Here is a 16,748-nt window from a genome sequence, read left to right as displayed (position 1 = left end):
ACGATCCGGCCCCTGCTCCAACACTCTCAACGGATCACTGACGTTCCTGGCGTGTCGCGGCTGTTTTGCTGAAACAACCCTGGCGCCGTCCATTGCACCGCCTCAGGTGCCCCGGACCCAACGGAACGTCCCGATCGACCCCTGGCCCCAGGTGCCAGCGCCCGCAGCTCCGACCACAACTGAAAACACCCTGATCTGACAACGATCACGGCGATTGCCAAGCAAAAAACTCGCACAGCTGCGCCCCACCCCCTCGGGTCGGCACCACGGCTGAGCAGACAAAAGCCCGGGGCCCAGGCTCCGGGCATTGTTGTGCGGCAGAAGGCTCCAACGCCGCCGCTCCACCAGACCCCGCTGCAGCCGGGAGCAGGAGGCTTCAGCGAGGCTCACGGAGCTGGGCCTCCCAGTTGACACGGGCGAGGGATAGGCGGCCTGCATCCGGTTCACTTCAGGGGACTTCGTGCGCTGGTGCTGGTTGGGAACGCGCCGGGATTGGGACTGGCCTGACCCCATGACGGCTGCGGTGAATCACCTGCCCCCCGCAAAAGAGCAGCGATTCACCGGCCTGGAACGGTTGCCAGTGCTCGTCGGTGGTGAGCGGCTCGGTACTGAGGATGGTCACCACATCGTTTGCGGTGGTGACTGCGGAGAAATCCACCTGCAACGGCAGATCAGCCAGGGTGGCCTTGCAGAAGGGGGCCCGGCGTGTGAGCCAGTGCAGCTTGCTGGTGGCGGTGGCAAACAGCCACTGGCCGTTGCTGATCAGGGCATTGAAGGTGCCCCGCTCCGCCAGTTGGGCAGCGCAATGGTGCAGCTGATCAAACAGCGCGCCAGGATTCTGCGGATTCACCCCAGCTTGTTCCAGCTGCTCGAGAATCCAGCAGAAGGCCGTTTCACTGTCGGTGCTGCCGAATGGCCGGTGGTGATCCCCCAGAGGAATGGCGCCCTGGAGGTCGCCGTTGTGGGCAAACACCCAGGTCTGCCCGCCCCAGCAGCGGGAGAAGGGATGGCAGTTCTCCAGCGCCACCACGCCGCGGGTGGCTTTGCGGATATGGGCGATGCTCACCAGCGCCTTGGGTGAGCGCTCCGCCAGCTGATCGGCGAGGACGGAAAAGGCCGCTGGAGCCTCCTCCCGCAGCAGGGTGAGGCCATGGCCACCGGGGGTGAAGCTGGCCAGCCCCCAGCCATCGGCGTGCTCGCCGGTCGCACCACCGCGGCGACTGAGGCCCCGAAAGGAAAACCCCATGTCGGTGGGCGTGTTGGCGTTGAGGGCGAGCAGCTCACACATGAAGGACCGCGCAGGGGGAGGGAATCAGCGGGTTTTGGCGAAGAAACGATCCCAGAGGCCGTCGTTGCCGAAGAACTGCCTGACGGGAGCAAAGCGATCCTTCACCCGTGCCCAGATCGCGAGGTTGGTGGGGCGGAAACCCTCCTCTGCCAGGATCGCCTGCGCGTCCTCGGAGAAGAGCTAGGAGGCCAGGGCCTCGGCAGGCTGACGGGTGCCCTCGCTGGGCTGGTGCTCGATGGGCAACAAAACCTCCTAGATCCCGGTGCTGAGGCGGACCTTGCGCAGCAGGAAGCCAAACACGGTTTCCAGGCGGGTGGTGATGTCGGCGCTGAGGTCCATACCGAGGCGCAGCTCGCAGCTACGGGTTCTGGAACGCAGCACGGTGCCCTCGGGTTGCAGCGTCACCTCGTAATACCCACCAGGGATGGGGGCCGGCTGTGCCGTGCCGTTTCGGCCCGCCTCAGGATCAGCTGAACCAGGCAGGCTGGCTTCCGGCGCGATCGACACCACCCTCGCCTTGAGCGTGCCGTAGTCGGGATAGGGGCAGCCGGTGATGCGCAGGTCGGCTCGCTGATCCACTTCCACCTTGGTGATGTTCTCGGAGGGCACCAGCACCTTCACCAGCAGACCGGCCTGGCTGGGGGAAATGCGGGCCAGCTCCTCGCCGGCAGCCAGCATCTGGCCGGGATTGCGCAGTTTGAGTGAGAACAGCACCCCTGGTACCGGTGCGGTGAGCGACGTCTGGGCCAGATCCCGAGCAATCTGGCTCTTGTCGGCGCTGTTGGTGACCAGCTCCCTCTTCAGCTGCGCCTGATCACTGCTGTTGCGGGAGCGCTGCTCCGCCACCGCCTGCCTGGCTTTGGCCAGCTGGGCGCGGGCCACGTTGTAGCTCTCCTCCTTCTCCTCCAGTTGGGTGACGGTGATGGAGCCGGTGCCGCCCAGCTGCTGGAAGCGGCGATATTCGGCTTCCGCAAAGCGCAGCCCTGCCTCGGATTTCTCCACTTCCAGCTCGGCCGCCTGCAGGGCCGCCAGCCCCTGGTTCACCAGTGCCTGGCTCTGCTGGGCCAGGGCCCTTCGGCTCTGGCTGAGCTGCTGCTGCTTGCCCTCCAGATCCGTGGGATCGAGCAACGCCAACACCTGGCCGGTTTGCACCCGCTCGTTGGGCTGCACCAGCACCCGACGCACCCGCGCAGCAAAGGGGGCGTTGATCACGCTGGTTTCACCGCTGGGCCGCACCACACCGCTACCGCGCACCACAACCCGGTAGGGCCAGACGGCCATCAAGGCAACACCGGCAGCGAAACTGCCCAGCATGACCAGGCCGGCACTGCGCACCCAGGGCCGCACCGAAGGCAGAAACTCCTCGCTGGTGGTCTGCCGCAGCACCAGGCCAGCATCCAGCGGCCGCGACGCCAGGCTGCCGCGGCGTGTGGCCACAACCGGCAACTCCGGCACGGGCGTTGTTCCAGGCAGGGGTGACTCCGGCAGTTTCAAGGGTTCGCTCAAGCCGGCAAGAGGTCGGAAGCCAGGGTTTCTGTGTGGATCAGATCCGAGGTCGGGTCCTGCAATGTCACCTGGGCCTGTGGCTGATCATGATCGTGGTGAAGCCGGCACGGTGCCCCAGCCAGCCGATCCATCCTGGCGGCAGAGCCACCCAGGGCTCGTCGTCGGAGCTGGGATCTTCCACCGTGCCATCAAGCACCTCGAAGAGGCGGTGAACCACCACCTGGGTGGTGAACGACTTGTTGGCACAAGCAATCAGAGCCCTGAGGAAGCCCGGGATGTTGCCGCTGAAGCCATGGAAGGCGAGCCGCTGGCCGATGCCCGGCGGCCTGCCGATCACGCACGTCCTGCCATCCCTGAGCAACACCATCCCTAGCCCGAGGCTGGTGAGAAGCTGCCTCGGGTGAACCCGCTCATGCTGACGCCCTGGCGCGCCGGCGTCGGGCAAACCAACGGTGATCGTCAGGGGGATGGGTCCCAGCCGGATTCCATCCGAGCGTTGTTCGAAGCGGTGGCGACGTTCGACGCTCGCAGACTGGTCCGATGACGACTTTCAACTGGCTCTCACCAGCAAGTCGATGGGGCAGGTCCATCTCCTCCGTCTGGGTCTGGCTTTGCTCTCAGATGCAGGCTCGCTCACACTGACAAGCGGTGTGCTGGTTCGGAATCCAGTTCCAGACAGCTGCTTGATCAGCATGGTCAACCCCGGCCTCGACGCGTTCACGCGGGCCGCAGCGCTGGGGATGCCCCGAGGGGTGAGCATCAAGGTGGTGTCGCCCTGGCCGCGAACTGGCCGAGACCCAGCAGCCCATGGGACGCTGCCATGGTGCCGACCGCCCGCAGATTGCCGGTCATGAATGTGAGGTCGTGGAGGCCTGGAAACGTGCCTGGAGGCAGGATCACAGGCCGGCTGCCGATGCTTCTTCGTAGCGGCGGTTCACCTCAGACCAGTTCAGCCGCGACCACCAGGCCTTGATGTAGTCGGGCCGGCGGTTCTGATAGTGGAGGTAGTAGGCGTGCTCCCACACATCCAGCCCCAGCAACGGTGTTCCCTGCTCGATGCCGGGCAGATCCATCAACGGGTTGTCCTGGTTCGGGGTGCTGGTGATCGCCAGGCGGCCATCGGGCCTGCGGATCAACCAGGCCCAGCCCGAGCCGAAGCGCCCTGCTGCCGCCTGGTTGAACTGGGCCTGCATGGTCTCCAGCGACCCGAAACCGGCCTGGATCGCTGTCAGCAGCTGCTCGGATGGCTCTCCTCCCTGGCCCTCCGGTGCCATCACGGCCCAGTACAGGCTGTGGTTCCAGTGCCCACCGCCATTGTTGCGCACCGCCTCGGGAAAGCGCGAGATCTGCCCCTGCAGCTCATCCAGGCTGAGGTTGGCCAGAGCCGGATTGGCCTTGATCTGCGCGTTCAGGTTGGTCACATATCCGGCGTGATGGCGGTCGTGGTGGATGGTCATGGTGGTCGCGTCGATCGCCGGCTCCAGGGCATCCACGGGATAGGGGAGCGGCGGCAGTGAGAACGCAGCCCAGGCAGGGGCCACGAATCCCAGCAGCAGGAGAAGTGGTGTCAGGCAGGCCAGCAGGGCCTGGCCCAGGAACTGAGGGAGCATGGAATTCGAGACGTGTCTGGCGAGGCGGTCAGCCTGACGGATGTGGCGTAGGCCCTTCCGGAAGGAAATCGCCATAGCCGGGCGTTGGCTGCTCTCCGGTTCAGGAATCCGACGCCGGAATGGGTGCCGTTGGCTCCAAGGATGGCCGTTTCACCCTTTCCTCATACCCCGCTGCCCACACCGCCGGGGCAATGCCGGCCGGCACCAGCCGCCGGTAGGCCTTGCTGGCCAGGATCTCCTTCACCGCTTCCCCGAGCAGTTCATTGGAGCGACTGCCGGGCAGGCGGTGGCTCAGGGTCTGGTGGATCCGCAGCAGATACCAGGCACTGCCATCGAGGCCGGCATTGAAACGTTCCCAGCTGTGGGGATCGCGGCGGGCATCGAGCACCATGTCGCGTGCGTTGTGGGCCTTGTCGGCCGCCGTCACCCGCAGGGAGCCGTCGCTCTTGTGCTCGAGGGCCGCCACGTCGCGGCTCTTGCGCAAGAGCCAGGGCTCCTTTGGGGCCACGGGCGCCAGCGGGCCCTGGGTGTCGGTGCAGTCGTGCACGATACGGGCCACCTCTTCGCCAAAGCGCTCGGCGATCGAGCTGCGGCTCTGGCCTGCGTCTTCGATCGCGTCGTGCAGCAGGCCGGCGATCGCCTCGTTCTCGCTGCCGCCGTCTTCCCAGACCAGGCCGCTCACAGCGATCAGGTGGGAGATGTAGGGCACCCCCTTGCCTTTACGGAGCTGGTTGCGGTGCAGCTGCGCGGCCCAGAGCAGGGCCTCGTCGTAGCGCTCGCTGTGGGCTGGGGGTTGATGCGTCATGGGTGGATCCGGATGGGTGGATCCGGTGCTGATGGGTTGTGACGCAGTGGCGTCAATCGGCTGCCTGGCTGAGGCGCTCCAGTCGCTCACTCAGGAAGGCGTGGCTGCAGGCCACCGCCGTGGCCAGGTTCTGCTCCTCGCTGAGGCCGGAGCTGCGGGTGGGCTTGAAGCTGTGGTCGCCACCTCTTCCGGGCGGCCGAACGTGTCGCGCTCCCCCTGCAGGATCAGGGTGGGGGGTTGCAGATCGGCCAGGAGCACGGTGGCTGCCGCCACGTCGGGACCGTCAATCAACCGCGCTGCGGTGGCAGGGGCCTCGTTGTTCATCCATCCATCCTGGCGGTGCCTCTCGCACTGCCGGGAGACCCGATTCTTCAGAACGCCGGGATCGTCTGTCGGAGCAGAGCTGGACTGGCCCGTCCCCTGCTCAGGCATCAACCCCCAGGGCCCCACCTGAGCCACAGCCACGCCTGCGGTGACGGAAGCGATCGCTCCGATACCCTCTGGCGATGGGGAACAGGAAATCCCTGCCCCCCATCTAACCAACCCGTGAGAGGCTCAAGGTACGGCAATGCCTCCATGCTCCTAACCGCATGCCGTGATTGGGCGAGGCAGACTTGAATCATGAGCATCCCCAGGCCGGCCCCCATCGCTGATCCGAGCCGCTGGGATCAGCGCTACCGCGAGGGCGGTGACGGCTGGGAACTGGGCCAGGCCGCCCCACCGCTGGCCCAGTTCCTGAGAACCCATCCGTTGGCGCCCCAGTCACCGGGCAGGGTGCTGGTGCCCGGCTGCGGCCGTGGCCATGAGGCCGCCCTGCTCGAAGACCTCGGTTTCACCGCCATCGGCCTGGATTTCAGTGGCGAGGCCTTGCGCGAGGCCCGCAGGCTCCATGGCGAGGCCCGGGCCACGTTGCAGTGGCTGCAGGCCGATCTGTTCGACCGACAGGCCCTGACGGAGGCGGGCCTGCCTCCCGGCAGCCTCAGCGGGATCGTGGAGCACACCTGCTTCTGCGCCATCGATCCCGGCCTGCGGCAGGACTACATCGCCACCGTCTGCCGACTGCTGGCCCCTGGAGGCTGGCTGCTGGGCCTGTTCTGGTGCCACGGCCGGCAAGGCGGTCCTCCCTGGGGCAGTGACCCGCAGCTGGTGGAAGCGCAGCTGCGCCAGGCGGGCCTGGTGGCGGAAATCTGGCAGCCGGCCACTGATTCGGTGGACAAGCGCAACGACGAATGGCTGGGCCTGTGGCGCCAGCCAGGCCAACCCCCTGCACCTGTAGAGATCGGATCATGCTGAGCCATCTGAACGAACGCATGCAGAAGTGGGGCTTCTCCTGGGAGGGGCTGAGGGACAACCGCCATGGGGAGTGGTGGGTCCTGGCGCAGATGAGCCTGATCGCCGCCCACTGGCTGCCACCAACGCCGGCCCCCTTGGACCTGGGGATTCACTGGCCTCTGATCCTGCGCCTGATCGGAGGGCTGATCGTCCTGATCGGCCTGATCATCGGCGGCCAGGGAGTCCTGAACCTCGGGGACAGTCTCAGTCCGCTGCCGGAGCCGATTGCCGGAGCGCCTCTGGTCACCGAGGGCGCGTATGGCCGTTGCCGCCATCCTCTCTACCAGTCGCTGCTGCTCTGTTCCATGGGGGTGACCCTGGCCCTCGGCAGCCTGCTGCACCTGGGCCTGCTGCTGGCGCTGGCGACCGTGCTCAGCCTCAAGGCCCGGCGGGAAGAACAACGTCTGTGTTCCATGCACAGTGGCTATGCCGATTACATGACATCAACCCCGGCGATTATTCCCTTCCTGCCAGGTCTCGACTGGCGGTAGCCCATGCCTCTCATGGTTGGACAATGCGCTGAGAATGGTCATTGATGCAGTTTTGATGCAATGGGATCGCGCTCTGCTCTTCTCTGTTGGGCTGATCCCTCGATTCATGCGTTTTTCTCTTTTGCATCGTGATTCTGATTGGTTCTGCCAATTCCTCCTGAGCCATTCAGGGAGAGCGTTGCCTACCTTCGATCATGTTTTTGCATGGTCGGCCATGATCGGCACATGGACTGCTCAAGGGCCCCTTCGCTGTTCGGAATTGCTGTTCAGGCGTGAACTCACGCTGTGGAACCGCTACGCCTCTATCACTTGGCTACATTTTGGTTGATCGGCGCTCAGATTCAGGTATCTACGAGTAGTTTCGATCTATCCTCGGGCCTGAGTGATTCATGTCGATCGCAAAGCGTGTCTTGGCGGCGTTGGCTGCTGTCGGTATCGCCGGCTGGGGTGCACATTCGGCGCGTGCCTGTACCAGCTTTACCCTGCAGGGAAACGATGGCGGTCGCCTTTATGGCCGCACGATGGAGTTCGGTCAGCCGCTGAACAGCAATGCGGTACTGATTCAGCGGGGGACGGCGATCCAGGGCAATGGTCCCGATGGCAAGTCCGGTGGTGGCCTGCAGTGGACCAGTCGCTATGCCGTGGTGGGACTGAATGCCCTGGGTCTGAAGGATGTCGTTCCTGATGGCATGAATGAAAAGGGCCTGGCTGGTGGGCTTTTGTATTTCGCCGGCTACGCCAAATTTCAGAACGTGCCGCAGGGTCAGGCCAGGCGATCGATCAATAGCTCTCAGCTGCTCACCTATGTGCTCACGAACTTCGCCACCGTTGCTGAGGTCGAGCAGGGGCTGCCGAAGATCCTGGTGAATGGCGCCACGGTGCCGGCCTTCGGCGGTCCGTTGCCAATTCATATGACTGTGCATGACCGTACAGGCAGAAGTCTGTCAGTGGAGTACATCGATGGTCGGTTGACCATGCTCGACAACCCTACGGGCGTGTATACCAATGATCCGCCATTGCCTTATCACCTCGCGGCAGCAGGTAATTACGCCAACCTCAGTGCTATGCCTCCGGCAGAGATGATCGTGAATGGCCTGAAACTTCCGCCGGCTAGTACCGGTGGCGGACTGCACGGTCTACCGGGAGATTTCCTGGCCACGTCACGCTTCATTCGTGCCCTGACGTTCAGTCGTTTCGCTCCCAGGAATCTGACCACTGAGGAGCAGGTTGGTACGGCATTTCGCATCCTTGGCCAGTTCGATCTGCCGCCTGGAAGCATCCTGTTGCCGCCGGGTGGTGCGTTTGGAGGTGGTGGTTCGAAAACAACGTACGAGATTACGGAATGGAGCATAGTCGCTGATCAGAAAAATCTAGTTTATTATATCCAGACCTATGATAATCCAGGTCTTCGTAGCCTCAACTTTGATCGGTTGCCCCTGGATGGAGGACAGATCAAGGTGATGACTCTTGATCAACCTGCCGAGGTCACTGTTCTTCAGCCTTGATCGGGATCGTTCCTCCGGATCGCCTTCCTGTATCCGTTGCTGGAGGGTGATGTGAGGCTTCAGTCTTGCGGTGTGGCGCCCAAGTTCGTCGCCGAAGTCTTCCCAGTCAGTGTTCTTCGACTTACTGCCTCATCCAACTCTAGGAACCTTTCACATCTGAGGGTGCCGGGGCCATGCTGACACCGTGATCCCTCTCCCCTGGGAATCGCCGAGTGAACGCCCCAAGGTCAGTCTCCCCGCTGCTCTGTTTCCGGATCAGAGCGGGGTCCTCTACGACAGTCCAGGTCAACCCCGGCCGGGTGCCACCTCTGCTTGACGGTGGCCACCAGCCCATGCTGCATACTGGTTTCAGCGTTGTTCTTCAGGTTGTTCTGCAGGTTGTTCTGCGGGATGTGCGTGCCCAAGGCAGGGAATGAAACGATCCACCACGAGCGTCTGACGTCGGCCGGGACGGACCATGTTCAGGGTCTCTGTGTGCTTGACTCTGAGCTGATCTGTTGCAGTCAGATCGCTTGAAAATAAACTGCTGGTGATATTGCTGTAGGGTGAAACATTGGCACTAAATTCATGCGCTGAAGCGCTAAAGACATGCACTGGATCGGATGGGTTGTCGCTGTTATCGTTGGTATAGCCTGGTTTATTGCGCCGTCGATGGCGCAATCCTCAGGTCTTGTTGGTACGTGGACTGCTGAGGCCACGATCATCCTGGAGTCGGATGGCAAGATCGTCAAGGTGCCGCGCTCCCTTTCGGTCGTCATCGATTCAGTCCAGGGCTCGGTCGTTCAAGGTTCCAATGTCTGGAAAGCGAAGACCGATAATCCCGGTTATGTCGAAGATGAGAGCGTGCTTCAGGCTTCCGAGCCGCTCATCGGTGTACTCTCGGCGGACGATAAGACACTGTGATTGGTGGAAGTCCATGACCATGGCATGATGGTCGCAAGGAGAATCGGTGGCGATAAATGCGATCTTACCTATCTTGAAGGCGCGCCCCATGCTGTTGCCTACTCGGCAATCTATCGGGCGCAGAAAGAAATCGCAGCCCAGTGACCGTCGCATGACTCTGCACTGCGAGTTGCTTGGCTTGCTGAAAGGCCCATGCACTGCAAGGGTTCTGGGCGGACTGTTCGTACTGTTGATCAGAACCATGGGCGAGACTTGTCCAGGCTACCGGCGATTGCTCTGGACATCACTCAGGATCCCCATGGCGGCCAGCAGCGATCCAGGCCCTGCCAGCTCACACGTCGGATACGATCTGCTTTATCTCTGAGGCAGACCCTTTGGGTGCTGCTGCTGGTCAAGCAATCTGAAAGGGGGAGACATGATTCCCTGACGAGGAATCCAGTGCTGACCAAGCAAGCAGTAATCATGATTTCATCGCCAAGCTGGACGAAATCACCGGCATAGAAGGTTCCAAGGACAAGCTAAGCCGTGGGTACTGGATGTTCATGCCGTTGGATATCGGCACTCTCAAAGTCATAAAAAGTCTTACGACTCCGGCGAAAAAGCAGTGTATGGCGAGGTCTATATTGGATCTGTTCAGCTTTATGACGGTACGATTTTCCCGCCAGAGCTCGACGCTGCCATCTATCAGGTGGTCACCATTGCCGCCTGAGCTTGCTGTTTCGGCTGTCGCGTCTCCCATCGGCACCCGGCTCCCGGGCAGGGTCTGTCCACCAGCACGCCGATGGCGACCATGAGGGCAAGACCAGCAGATGGCTGGGCGCGCAGCCAGGGACCAGCCGGCTGAGCCGCTCGGCAAGGAGCGGGGCCCGGGGATGCCTGCCCGATTGGATGGGATTCGCGGACCCTTGCAGGAGCCCCTCTGGCCCGGGGCATGAGCTGAAAGTCTTTCTGGTGCAGAGGTTCTCGCCGATATGTCAGTCAGTCAGCACCGGGTCAGGCTTGGCAGGGCCAAGCCGCTGGTTGCATAAGGTGATCTGACAGCCATTCCTGCCCCTGACACAACTCCCTGGCACTTCCCCCTGGCGATCCAGGGTTCTGGCAGCAGAGAGTTCTGGCACCAGAGGCTCGACCACTGAACATTGAGGCTCAAATAAGTTCACCATGGAACAAATCACCCAGGAAGGCGTCCAGGTCGCCCGGGGACTTGGCGAGCGTCACGGCTTCAGCGATGCCGCCGTCGTCCACATGATGCAGGCCATGCTCCGCAGTCGTGGTGGCATGGCTCAGTTCAACCACCCCGAGTTCGGTGGCTCCGGTCAGTGGATGCCAGGTGGCATGTTGATGATCGGCGACATGTTCAACAACGCACTCAAGGCCCGGGTTGATGGCCTCTGCCGCGATGTATCGGTGGCCATTGCGTCTCAACCCATAGCGGCGGCATCGGCAGCACCACTGTTCGTTCCCGACCCCCGCGAGTCCTGGTGGCCCGGCGAGCTCGGTGCCCCCTCGGCCACCGGCGAGCAGAACAACGTGCGCTATGCCGTCTTTCCCAGTCAGGGGCGGCTTGCGGTGGACGTCAACGGTCAGGTCAGCGTCTACGACACCGGCAGCCACCAGATCGCTGGTTTCTCCCAGCAGCAAGGTGGCGGTGGGATGGTGTTTTCCACCCCGGCTGGGAGCGTCAGTCTCAGCAGCTTCTCGCCCGCCGGCGGCTTCAGCCAGCAGCAGCAGAGCCACGCTGGCGGCCTTCAACAGCAGAGCAGCAGTGGCTCGGGCTCACAGCATCAGGCCGCGGTGATGGCTCCCATGCAGATGCAACCGATGAGCCCCATGCAGCCCATGAGCCCCATGCAGCCCATGGCGATGATGCAGCAGCAGCCGAGCTGGTGGCCGGCTGAGCTCGGCGTTCCTGCTTCGAGCGGTGCCCAGAACGAGCTGCGCTACGCCGTGTTCCCCGCTGCAGGTCGGCTGGCGGTGGAGCACAGCGGCCACTGCAGAGTGTTTGATGTGGGCGGCCAGGCGATTCGCGGCGTCTCCCTTCAGAGCGGCACCGGTGATCTGATCCTCTCCACACCGGAGGGCGATCGGCCCCTGTCCCAGTTCCCGGAGATCAGCCTGGCAAGCGAACTGGCCCCCGAAGGCCCGGCGCAGACCACCGCCACCGCCGCGACCGCGACAACCGGCGGTTCTGATGATCCCTACGCCGCCCTGGAGCGCCTCGGGGATCTCAAGGCCAAGGGAATCCTCACCGAAGAGGAATTCAGCAGCAAGAAGGCCGAGTTGCTGGCACGGCTCTGATCCCTCGCAGGGGATGAACCGCCTCGGGCCGCGCAGGATCTCACGGCTGCTGAGGTTCTCCGCCTGATGGCGTGAGGAAAGGATCCAGGAAGCTGAGCGGCCTGGCCATGGTTGCCGAGAAGCCGAGGATGCCGCGGTCCCGGTGGCTGTAGAGCAGGGTGTCGTCGGCCTCCAGCAGAAAGGTGCCGCCCCTCTGGGTCAGGTGGTCGTCGCAAGGCACGTAGGTGCGCCAGTGGCCCAGCACTTCGGTCATGTTGCGCAGGCGCACCGTGGCCAGCTCGAAGGGTCGCTGGAATCCCGTTCCACCAGCTCTGGCAAAGAACGACCCCTTGATCGGCGGCAAAAGACCTGCCCGGATCGTCTCGTCGTCGGCGATCCGCTGGGGAGCTCCTCGATCGCCCGTGTAGCCGCGCAGCACCTCGGCCAGGGTGCCGGGCGAACCGATGCCGGCGCACATCAGCAGCAGGTTCGGCCAGGGCCCGCCGATCCCCCGTAAGCCCCCATAGAGCCCCAGGGCCTGATGCAGCTGGGGATCCGGATCGACCTGGAGTCGTTCGAGCGGAAACCCCGTGAAGGAGCAGAACCGCTGGCGGCTGTCCTCATGGCCGATGCCGATCGCCAGGACGGCGATGCCGGCAGACTCCAGCTGCGGCAGGGCCGCCACCACGGCCTGGGCGTATTCGAGGCTGTCGAAATCCCCCAGTTGGGGCAGCAGCAGCACCAGTCGGCGGTGTCCCCGTTCCATTCCGGCCACCCCCACCAGCCGCTCGAGCAGGGCAGCGGGTGCAGCCTCTCGCACCTCGCTGCCAGCTGGAGCAGCGCCGACTGGATCAGCGCCAGCGGGATTGGTGGTGGGGGGATCGGTGGCGGGCAAGGTCACAGGGCAATCACGGAGTGACCATCGTGGCCCGGCCCGGCCCGGCCCGGCCCGGCGTCGCGGTGCCCTCTGTTGGCTGCCAGCCTGGGAACCACTGCGGATGACGCTGGTTGCCCCCCGATCCCGACACCCTTCGGCCCCTGCCCCGCACGCCAGCGGTGAGCGGAGTGCTGGAGACCCTGGCCTTCTTTCGCGACCCTGATTTCGCCCGCTCGAACTTCGAGCGCTATGGCGATGTCCACGAAACCACCCTGTTGGGGCAGCGCACCGTCTTCATCCGGGGGGACCGGGCGATCAGCGACCTGTTCGCCCAGAGCGAATCCATCGAGGGCTGGTGGCCGGACAGTGTGCGGCAGCTGCTGGGGCCCCTGTCGCTGGCCAACCGCAACGGGGCCGATCACAAGGCCCGCCGTCGGGTGGTGGGCCAGCTGTTCGCCTCCGCGGCTCTGAAGCGCTACAGCCCCGCGATCGTGGCGCTGGTCGATGCGCTCAGCCAGGAGCTGCTCAGCGCCGCAGCCCCCGTGGCCCTGGTGCCCAGGCTGCGGCGGTTTGCCTTTCATGTGATCGCCAGCACGGTGCTGGGGCTCGATCCGAACGATCGCGATGCCCTGTTCGTCGATTTCGAAACCTGGTGCCAGGGCCTCTTCTCTCTGCCGTTCGCCCTGCCCGGCAGCCCCTTTGCCCGGGCCCGCCAGGCCCGGCAGCGGCTGCTGCGGCGCCTGGGCGCGGTGCTCGACAAGGCGCAGGCCGCCGCTGCCTCCGGAGCGCCCCTCGCTGCCGGCGGACTCGATCTGCTGGCCGGAGGTCTGGATGAGGCCGGCCTGCCCCTGGGCGACGACGACGTGGCGGAGCAGCTGCTCCTGCTGCTGTTCGCCGGCTACGAAACCACTGCCTCGGCGTTGAGTTGCCTGGTGCTGACCCTGCTGCAACATCCAGCGGAGCTGGCCTGGCTGCAGCAGGAGCTCGACAGCTTGCCCTGGCCCCCTCCGCCGGGGGAGGCCACCACCCCCTACGACCCCCTTCGGGCCCCGCGACTCGATGCGGTGGTGCAGGAGGTGATGCGGCTCACCCCGCCGGTGGGGGGCTTCTTTCGCCGGACCCGGCAGCCCATTGCCCTGGATGGGGTGCTGGTGCCGGCGGATCGGGTGGTGCAGGTGAGCATCGTCGCCAGCCATCGCCACGGCTCCGCCACGGAGGATCTGGAGGTCTTCCGGCCGCAGCGGCATCTGGCTGGAACCTGCACGGCCACCCTGCTGCCGTTTGGCGGTGGTGAACGGGTATGCCTCGGCAAGGCGCTGGCGGAGCTGGAGATCCGGCTGCTGATCGTGGGGCTGCTGAAGCCGCTGACCTTGGCGCTGGAGCCGGATCAGAACCTGACGCTGGCGATCATCCCCAGCCCCTCGCCCAAGGACGGCCTGCTGGTCTGTCCGCGTCCCAGGGCCTGCAGTACCGATCCCGTTGGAGTGGAGTGAACCATGGCCAATCCCGTGCTGAGCGCGCAGGACCGCTGGAAACAGGATCGCTCCGATGACGGCCTGTTTTATGCCGAACCCCGCTTTGTGCACCATCTCGATGGGGCGTTTCGCAGCCGGCTCACGGCGCTCTACCAGGAGAGGATCCCGCCGGGGGCGGTGGTGCTGGATCTGATGAGCAGCTGGGTCAGCCATCTGCCCGAAACCCTGAGCGCCGCCGAGGTGATCGGCCATGGCCTCAACGCCAGGGAGCTGGAGGCCAACCCACGGCTGAGCCGCCATTGGGTGCAGAACCTCAACGTGGATCAGCGCCTGCCCCTGGAGTCAGACAGCGTTGATGCGGCCCTGATCGTGGCCGGCTGGCAATACCTGCAGCAGCCCGAGCCGGTGGCGGCCGAACTGCTGCGGGTGGTGCGAGCCGGCGGCCAGCTGATCGTGTCCTTCTCGAACCGCATGTTCGCTCAGAAGGCCACGCGGATCTGGACCGATGGCGACGACCGGGACCATCTCGAGATCGTCGCCCGGGTGCTGGTGGCGCAGGGCTGGCCCATGCCGAAGCTGATCGCCGAAGCCACCCGGGCGGCAGGACCGCTGGGCTGGCTGGGCGGCAAGGGGGATCCGTTCTTTGCGGTGGTCGCCGAGAAGCCGAGCGCTTAGCGGCTTGTCGCTGATCGAGCAGACGCCCGCGAAACGCCAGATCGATGGGAACCCGTAATAATCTGTTACAGTTCTTTCATTCAGATCGCTCCACCCATGACCCAGGCCACTCTCTCTGCTCCCAGCGCCCTTGATCGCGCCGCCATCCGCGGTGCCACTGTCACCACCGAAGACGGTGGTCGCCTCAATGCCTTCGCCACGGAACCCCGCATGGAAGTGGTGAGCGCCGAGCGCGGCTGGGGCTTCCACGAGCGCGCCGAAAAGCTGAATGGCCGTATGGCCATGCTCGGCTTCATCGCCCTGCTGGCCACCGAATTCGCCCTGGGAGGCGAAGCCTTCACCCGCGGCCTGCTGGGCATCGGTTGACGCTGAGCCGATTCGGTTGCCCAACCCCAACCCCATCGCCATTGCCATGACTGAGTCTCTTTCCATCAACAGAGAGTTCTTTGTCGAGGCTCATTCACGAGCCATCGACAGCTGCACCGAACTTGAAGACCTCCGCAGGGTTTCCAAGTCACTGCTGAGAGCATGGCAGCTTCAGGCCATGTTCAGTGAGCAGTATGGGGCTGAATTGCTTGGTATCCCCAGGCCCTGAACATTCTGGGTCCGTCGCCACCATCGCTGGACAGATCCTTGTTGTTCGGCTCTCTCTTGAACACACAGGTCCAATCTCGGGCCTGAGGTCACGATTTCACACAGCCTCAGCATCGTCACCCGTGCCAGCGCCCATGGCCTGAGGCAGCCGCTCGCAGCTGTAGCGCTCCAGGTCTCCACGTCGTTGTGAGAATTCAGGCCGGTCGGGATCGAGCGCCTGCCACCACCAGCGCCCGTCGGTGTAACTGGGGGGACCGGCGTTATTGGTGCGTGGCAGCTGCAGGCTGACGCCCCGCCACCGGATCACGATGAACGCACCAGGCACAGTGCCGCCATTGCTGTTGGGGATGCCTGTGGCATCCACGGCTCCTTGAAAGACCTCCGCGCTGAGCGGATCACCTGCGCAGCTGAACTGTTCGGAGGCATGGGCGCCCGGCACGGCGAGCAACACCGCCAGGAGCAGGGCCAGAAGTTGAGTCACGGCACCGGTGCATTGATCGCCAGGATGACGCAATCCCCTTGCTGCTCGTGAGGTTGCCCTGGGCTTGAGCAACCGATGTGCCGAGGCGCTTGTCGCTCCATTCAGCACTCGTTGGCCATCCGATCGACCTCTGCTGTGCCCTCCGCCGTGGCCTCTCCACCGACCGACGCGCTCATCAGATGCACCAGCAGGTCGGCGAACTGATCCCGGTCGACGGGGGCAACCTCGCTGCCATGCAGGAGGTCTTGCATGAGGATCAGATGCACAAGGGCACCCATGAAGATGCGGGCGCGCAGATCGGGCTGGCTGGTGGGCGTGGCAGAAAACAACTGCACCACCTGACCCACGCCGGTGCGTTCCAGCTGGCTCACGAAGGTCTTGGCCAGCTCGGGAAACCGCTCCGATTCGCCGATCACCAGGCGCAGGAAGGAGAGGAACTCCGGATGGGTATGGCGGCTGGCGAGGCAGCGGTTGGCCAGTTCGCGCAGGGCGGCGGCGGGCTCGGCGGGCAGGGCCTGCTGGGGTGAAGCGCCGAACAGGCCGGAGAGGCGATGGCCCACCATCTGCTCGGTGAGGGCACGGAAGAGGGCTTCTTTGTCTAGGAAATAGCTGTAGACGGTGGCCTTGGACACGGCTGCCGCTGCTGCGATCCGGTCCATGGAGGCGGCGGCATAGCCGTGGCGCAGGAACTCGCCGCGGGCCCCCTCGAGGATGGCGTCACGCTTGCGCAGGGAGCGCTGACGCCGGGCGGAACTGGCGGGAGGAGACGGCACCAATCCAGAGCCAAAAACTGAACTAAACCGTATAGTAATTGAAGTTGGACGACGGATCCATGCAGGCCACCTGGCTCCGCACGCGCCGCGGCCAGTTGCTGCTCCTCGGCGGTGGGGCGTGCCTCCTGGCGGCGGTGCTGGTGGGGCGGCAGGCGC

General features: G+C 64.5%; 20 protein-coding genes. 10 read left to right on the top strand and 10 right to left on the bottom strand.

Going from position 1 to position 16,748, the window contains the following annotated elements; translation table 11 throughout:
- Window positions 1-448: 448 nt before the first annotated feature.
- From VB716_RS07170 to VB716_RS07140, 7 genes are all read right to left on the bottom strand, one after another.
- Window positions 449-1,288, bottom strand: coding sequence for a class II glutamine amidotransferase (locus VB716_RS07170; protein ID WP_197169854.1), 840 nt, complete (start codon window positions 1,286-1,288; stop codon window positions 449-451).
- 252 nt (window positions 1,289-1,540) lie between these two features.
- Window positions 1,541-2,794 (bottom strand): HlyD family secretion protein, encoded by a 1,254-nt coding sequence (locus VB716_RS07165; protein ID WP_323270108.1) that lies wholly within the window; start codon window positions 2,792-2,794, stop codon window positions 1,541-1,543.
- Between the two features lie 64 nt (window positions 2,795-2,858).
- Window positions 2,859-3,161: a hypothetical protein gene (locus VB716_RS07160; protein WP_323270107.1), complete on the bottom strand. Its 303-nt coding sequence runs from the start codon at window positions 3,159-3,161 to the stop codon at window positions 2,859-2,861.
- A gap of 392 nt (window positions 3,162-3,553) precedes the next feature.
- Complete coding sequence (locus VB716_RS07155) at window positions 3,554-3,694, bottom strand: hypothetical protein (protein WP_323270106.1); 141 nt, start codon at window positions 3,692-3,694, stop codon at window positions 3,554-3,556.
- On the bottom strand, window positions 3,691-4,404 hold the full coding sequence (locus VB716_RS07150) for a superoxide dismutase (protein WP_323249553.1): 714 nt from the start codon (window positions 4,402-4,404) through the stop codon (window positions 3,691-3,693). The genes VB716_RS07155 and VB716_RS07150 overlap by 4 nt, the downstream gene beginning before the upstream one ends.
- A 100-nt stretch (window positions 4,405-4,504) precedes the next feature.
- Entirely contained in the window at window positions 4,505-5,209 is a 705-nt protein-coding gene (locus VB716_RS07145) for an HD domain-containing protein (protein ID WP_323270105.1), read from the bottom strand.
- 90 nt (window positions 5,210-5,299) lie between these two features.
- Window positions 5,300-5,533: a hypothetical protein gene (locus VB716_RS07140; protein WP_323270104.1), complete on the bottom strand. Its 234-nt coding sequence runs from the start codon at window positions 5,531-5,533 to the stop codon at window positions 5,300-5,302.
- A gap of 297 nt (window positions 5,534-5,830) precedes the next feature.
- Between VB716_RS07140 and VB716_RS07135 the strand changes: the two genes are divergently transcribed.
- The 6 genes from VB716_RS07135 to VB716_RS07110 all read left to right on the top strand — a co-directional run bounded on the left by VB716_RS07135 (window position 5,831) and on the right by VB716_RS07110 (window position 11,738).
- The gene (locus VB716_RS07135) at window positions 5,831-6,502 is read left to right on the top strand and encodes a methyltransferase domain-containing protein (RefSeq protein ID WP_322757339.1); all 672 of its coding nucleotides are present in this window, start codon (window positions 5,831-5,833) and stop codon (window positions 6,500-6,502) included.
- A complete protein-coding gene (locus VB716_RS07130) occupies window positions 6,496-7,032 on the top strand; it encodes a methyltransferase family protein (RefSeq protein WP_322757338.1) in 537 nt (178 codons plus the stop codon). Before VB716_RS07135 ends, VB716_RS07130 begins: the two co-directional genes overlap by 7 nt.
- A 16-nt stretch (window positions 7,033-7,048) precedes the next feature.
- A complete protein-coding gene (locus VB716_RS07125; RefSeq protein ID WP_322757337.1) occupies window positions 7,049-7,360 on the top strand; it encodes a hypothetical protein in 312 nt (103 codons plus the stop codon).
- Between the two features lie 61 nt (window positions 7,361-7,421).
- Window positions 7,422-8,537: a choloylglycine hydrolase family protein gene (locus VB716_RS07120; protein ID WP_322757336.1), complete on the top strand. Its 1,116-nt coding sequence runs from the start codon at window positions 7,422-7,424 to the stop codon at window positions 8,535-8,537.
- Between the two features lie 588 nt (window positions 8,538-9,125).
- Window positions 9,126-9,440, top strand: a complete 315-nt coding sequence (locus tag VB716_RS07115) for a hypothetical protein (RefSeq protein WP_322757334.1) — start codon at window positions 9,126-9,128, stop codon at window positions 9,438-9,440.
- 1,161 nt (window positions 9,441-10,601) lie between these two features.
- Entirely contained in the window at window positions 10,602-11,738 is a 1,137-nt protein-coding gene (locus tag VB716_RS07110; RefSeq protein WP_323270103.1) for an SHOCT domain-containing protein, read from the top strand.
- Window positions 11,739-11,778: 40 nt separating this feature from the next.
- Here the strand turns inward: VB716_RS07110 and VB716_RS07105 are convergent, their stop codons facing one another.
- On the bottom strand, window positions 11,779-12,483 hold the full coding sequence (locus VB716_RS07105) for a peroxiredoxin-like family protein (RefSeq protein ID WP_323270109.1): 705 nt from the start codon (window positions 12,481-12,483) through the stop codon (window positions 11,779-11,781).
- Window positions 12,484-12,725: 242 nt separating this feature from the next.
- Here VB716_RS07105 and VB716_RS07100 point away from each other — a divergent pair, with 242 nt between their 5' ends.
- The 4 genes from VB716_RS07100 to VB716_RS07085 all read left to right on the top strand — a co-directional run bounded on the left by VB716_RS07100 (window position 12,726) and on the right by VB716_RS07085 (window position 15,339).
- Window positions 12,726-14,087, top strand: a complete 1,362-nt coding sequence (locus tag VB716_RS07100) for a cytochrome P450 (protein ID WP_323270102.1) — start codon at window positions 12,726-12,728, stop codon at window positions 14,085-14,087.
- 3 nt (window positions 14,088-14,090) lie between these two features.
- The gene (locus VB716_RS07095) at window positions 14,091-14,744 is read left to right on the top strand and encodes a class I SAM-dependent methyltransferase (RefSeq protein WP_323270101.1); all 654 of its coding nucleotides are present in this window, start codon (window positions 14,091-14,093) and stop codon (window positions 14,742-14,744) included.
- Between the two features lie 96 nt (window positions 14,745-14,840).
- Complete coding sequence (locus VB716_RS07090) at window positions 14,841-15,110, top strand: high light inducible protein (protein WP_322757330.1); 270 nt, start codon at window positions 14,841-14,843, stop codon at window positions 15,108-15,110.
- A 16-nt stretch (window positions 15,111-15,126) separates the two neighbouring features.
- Entirely contained in the window at window positions 15,127-15,339 is a 213-nt protein-coding gene (locus tag VB716_RS07085; RefSeq protein ID WP_322757329.1) for a hypothetical protein, read from the top strand.
- A gap of 96 nt (window positions 15,340-15,435) precedes the next feature.
- On the opposite strand, the gene VB716_RS07080 is transcribed toward VB716_RS07085, so the two are convergent.
- Window positions 15,436-15,819 (bottom strand): hypothetical protein, encoded by a 384-nt coding sequence (locus tag VB716_RS07080; RefSeq protein ID WP_323270100.1) that lies wholly within the window; start codon window positions 15,817-15,819, stop codon window positions 15,436-15,438.
- A 101-nt stretch (window positions 15,820-15,920) separates the two neighbouring features.
- Window positions 15,921-16,592, bottom strand: a complete 672-nt coding sequence (locus VB716_RS07075) for a TetR/AcrR family transcriptional regulator (protein WP_304623223.1) — start codon at window positions 16,590-16,592, stop codon at window positions 15,921-15,923.
- Between the last annotated feature and the right edge of the window lie 156 nt (window positions 16,593-16,748).

Origin of the sequence: Synechococcus sp. CCY9201, from assembly GCF_034931105.1 — a bacterium.
In the GTDB taxonomy this organism is placed as follows: Bacteria; Cyanobacteriota; Cyanobacteriia; order PCC-6307; family Cyanobiaceae; genus CBW1002.
This window is presented reverse-complemented; position numbering and strand designations above follow the sequence as displayed.

Excerpts from the sequence above, each read along its gene's own strand:
- VB716_RS07095 (WP_323270101.1), top strand. The coding sequence starts at position 14,091 with ATGGCCAATCCCGTGCTGAGCGCGCAGGACCGCTGGAAACAGGATCGC.
- VB716_RS07120 (WP_322757336.1), top strand. The coding sequence starts at position 7,422 with ATGTCGATCGCAAAGCGTGTCTTGGCGGCGTTGGCTGCTGTCGGTATC.
- VB716_RS07115 (WP_322757334.1), top strand. The coding sequence starts at position 9,126 with ATGCACTGGATCGGATGGGTTGTCGCTGTTATCGTTGGTATAGCCTGG.
- VB716_RS07150 (WP_323249553.1), bottom strand. The coding sequence starts at position 4,404 with ATGCTCCCTCAGTTCCTGGGCCAGGCCCTGCTGGCCTGCCTGACACCA.
- VB716_RS07135 (WP_322757339.1), top strand. The coding sequence starts at position 5,831 with ATGAGCATCCCCAGGCCGGCCCCCATCGCTGATCCGAGCCGCTGGGAT.
- VB716_RS07160 (WP_323270107.1), bottom strand. The coding sequence starts at position 3,161 with ATGGTGTTGCTCAGGGATGGCAGGACGTGCGTGATCGGCAGGCCGCCG.
- VB716_RS07090 (WP_322757330.1), top strand. The coding sequence starts at position 14,841 with ATGACCCAGGCCACTCTCTCTGCTCCCAGCGCCCTTGATCGCGCCGCC.
- VB716_RS07140 (WP_323270104.1), bottom strand. The coding sequence starts at position 5,533 with ATGAACAACGAGGCCCCTGCCACCGCAGCGCGGTTGATTGACGGTCCC.
- VB716_RS07130 (WP_322757338.1), top strand. The coding sequence starts at position 6,496 with ATGCTGAGCCATCTGAACGAACGCATGCAGAAGTGGGGCTTCTCCTGG.
- VB716_RS07170 (WP_197169854.1), bottom strand. The coding sequence starts at position 1,288 with ATGTGTGAGCTGCTCGCCCTCAACGCCAACACGCCCACCGACATGGGG.
- VB716_RS07105 (WP_323270109.1), bottom strand. The coding sequence starts at position 12,483 with ATGGAACGGGGACACCGCCGACTGGTGCTGCTGCTGCCCCAACTGGGG.
- VB716_RS07145 (WP_323270105.1), bottom strand. The coding sequence starts at position 5,209 with ATGACGCATCAACCCCCAGCCCACAGCGAGCGCTACGACGAGGCCCTG.
- VB716_RS07110 (WP_323270103.1), top strand. The coding sequence starts at position 10,602 with ATGGAACAAATCACCCAGGAAGGCGTCCAGGTCGCCCGGGGACTTGGC.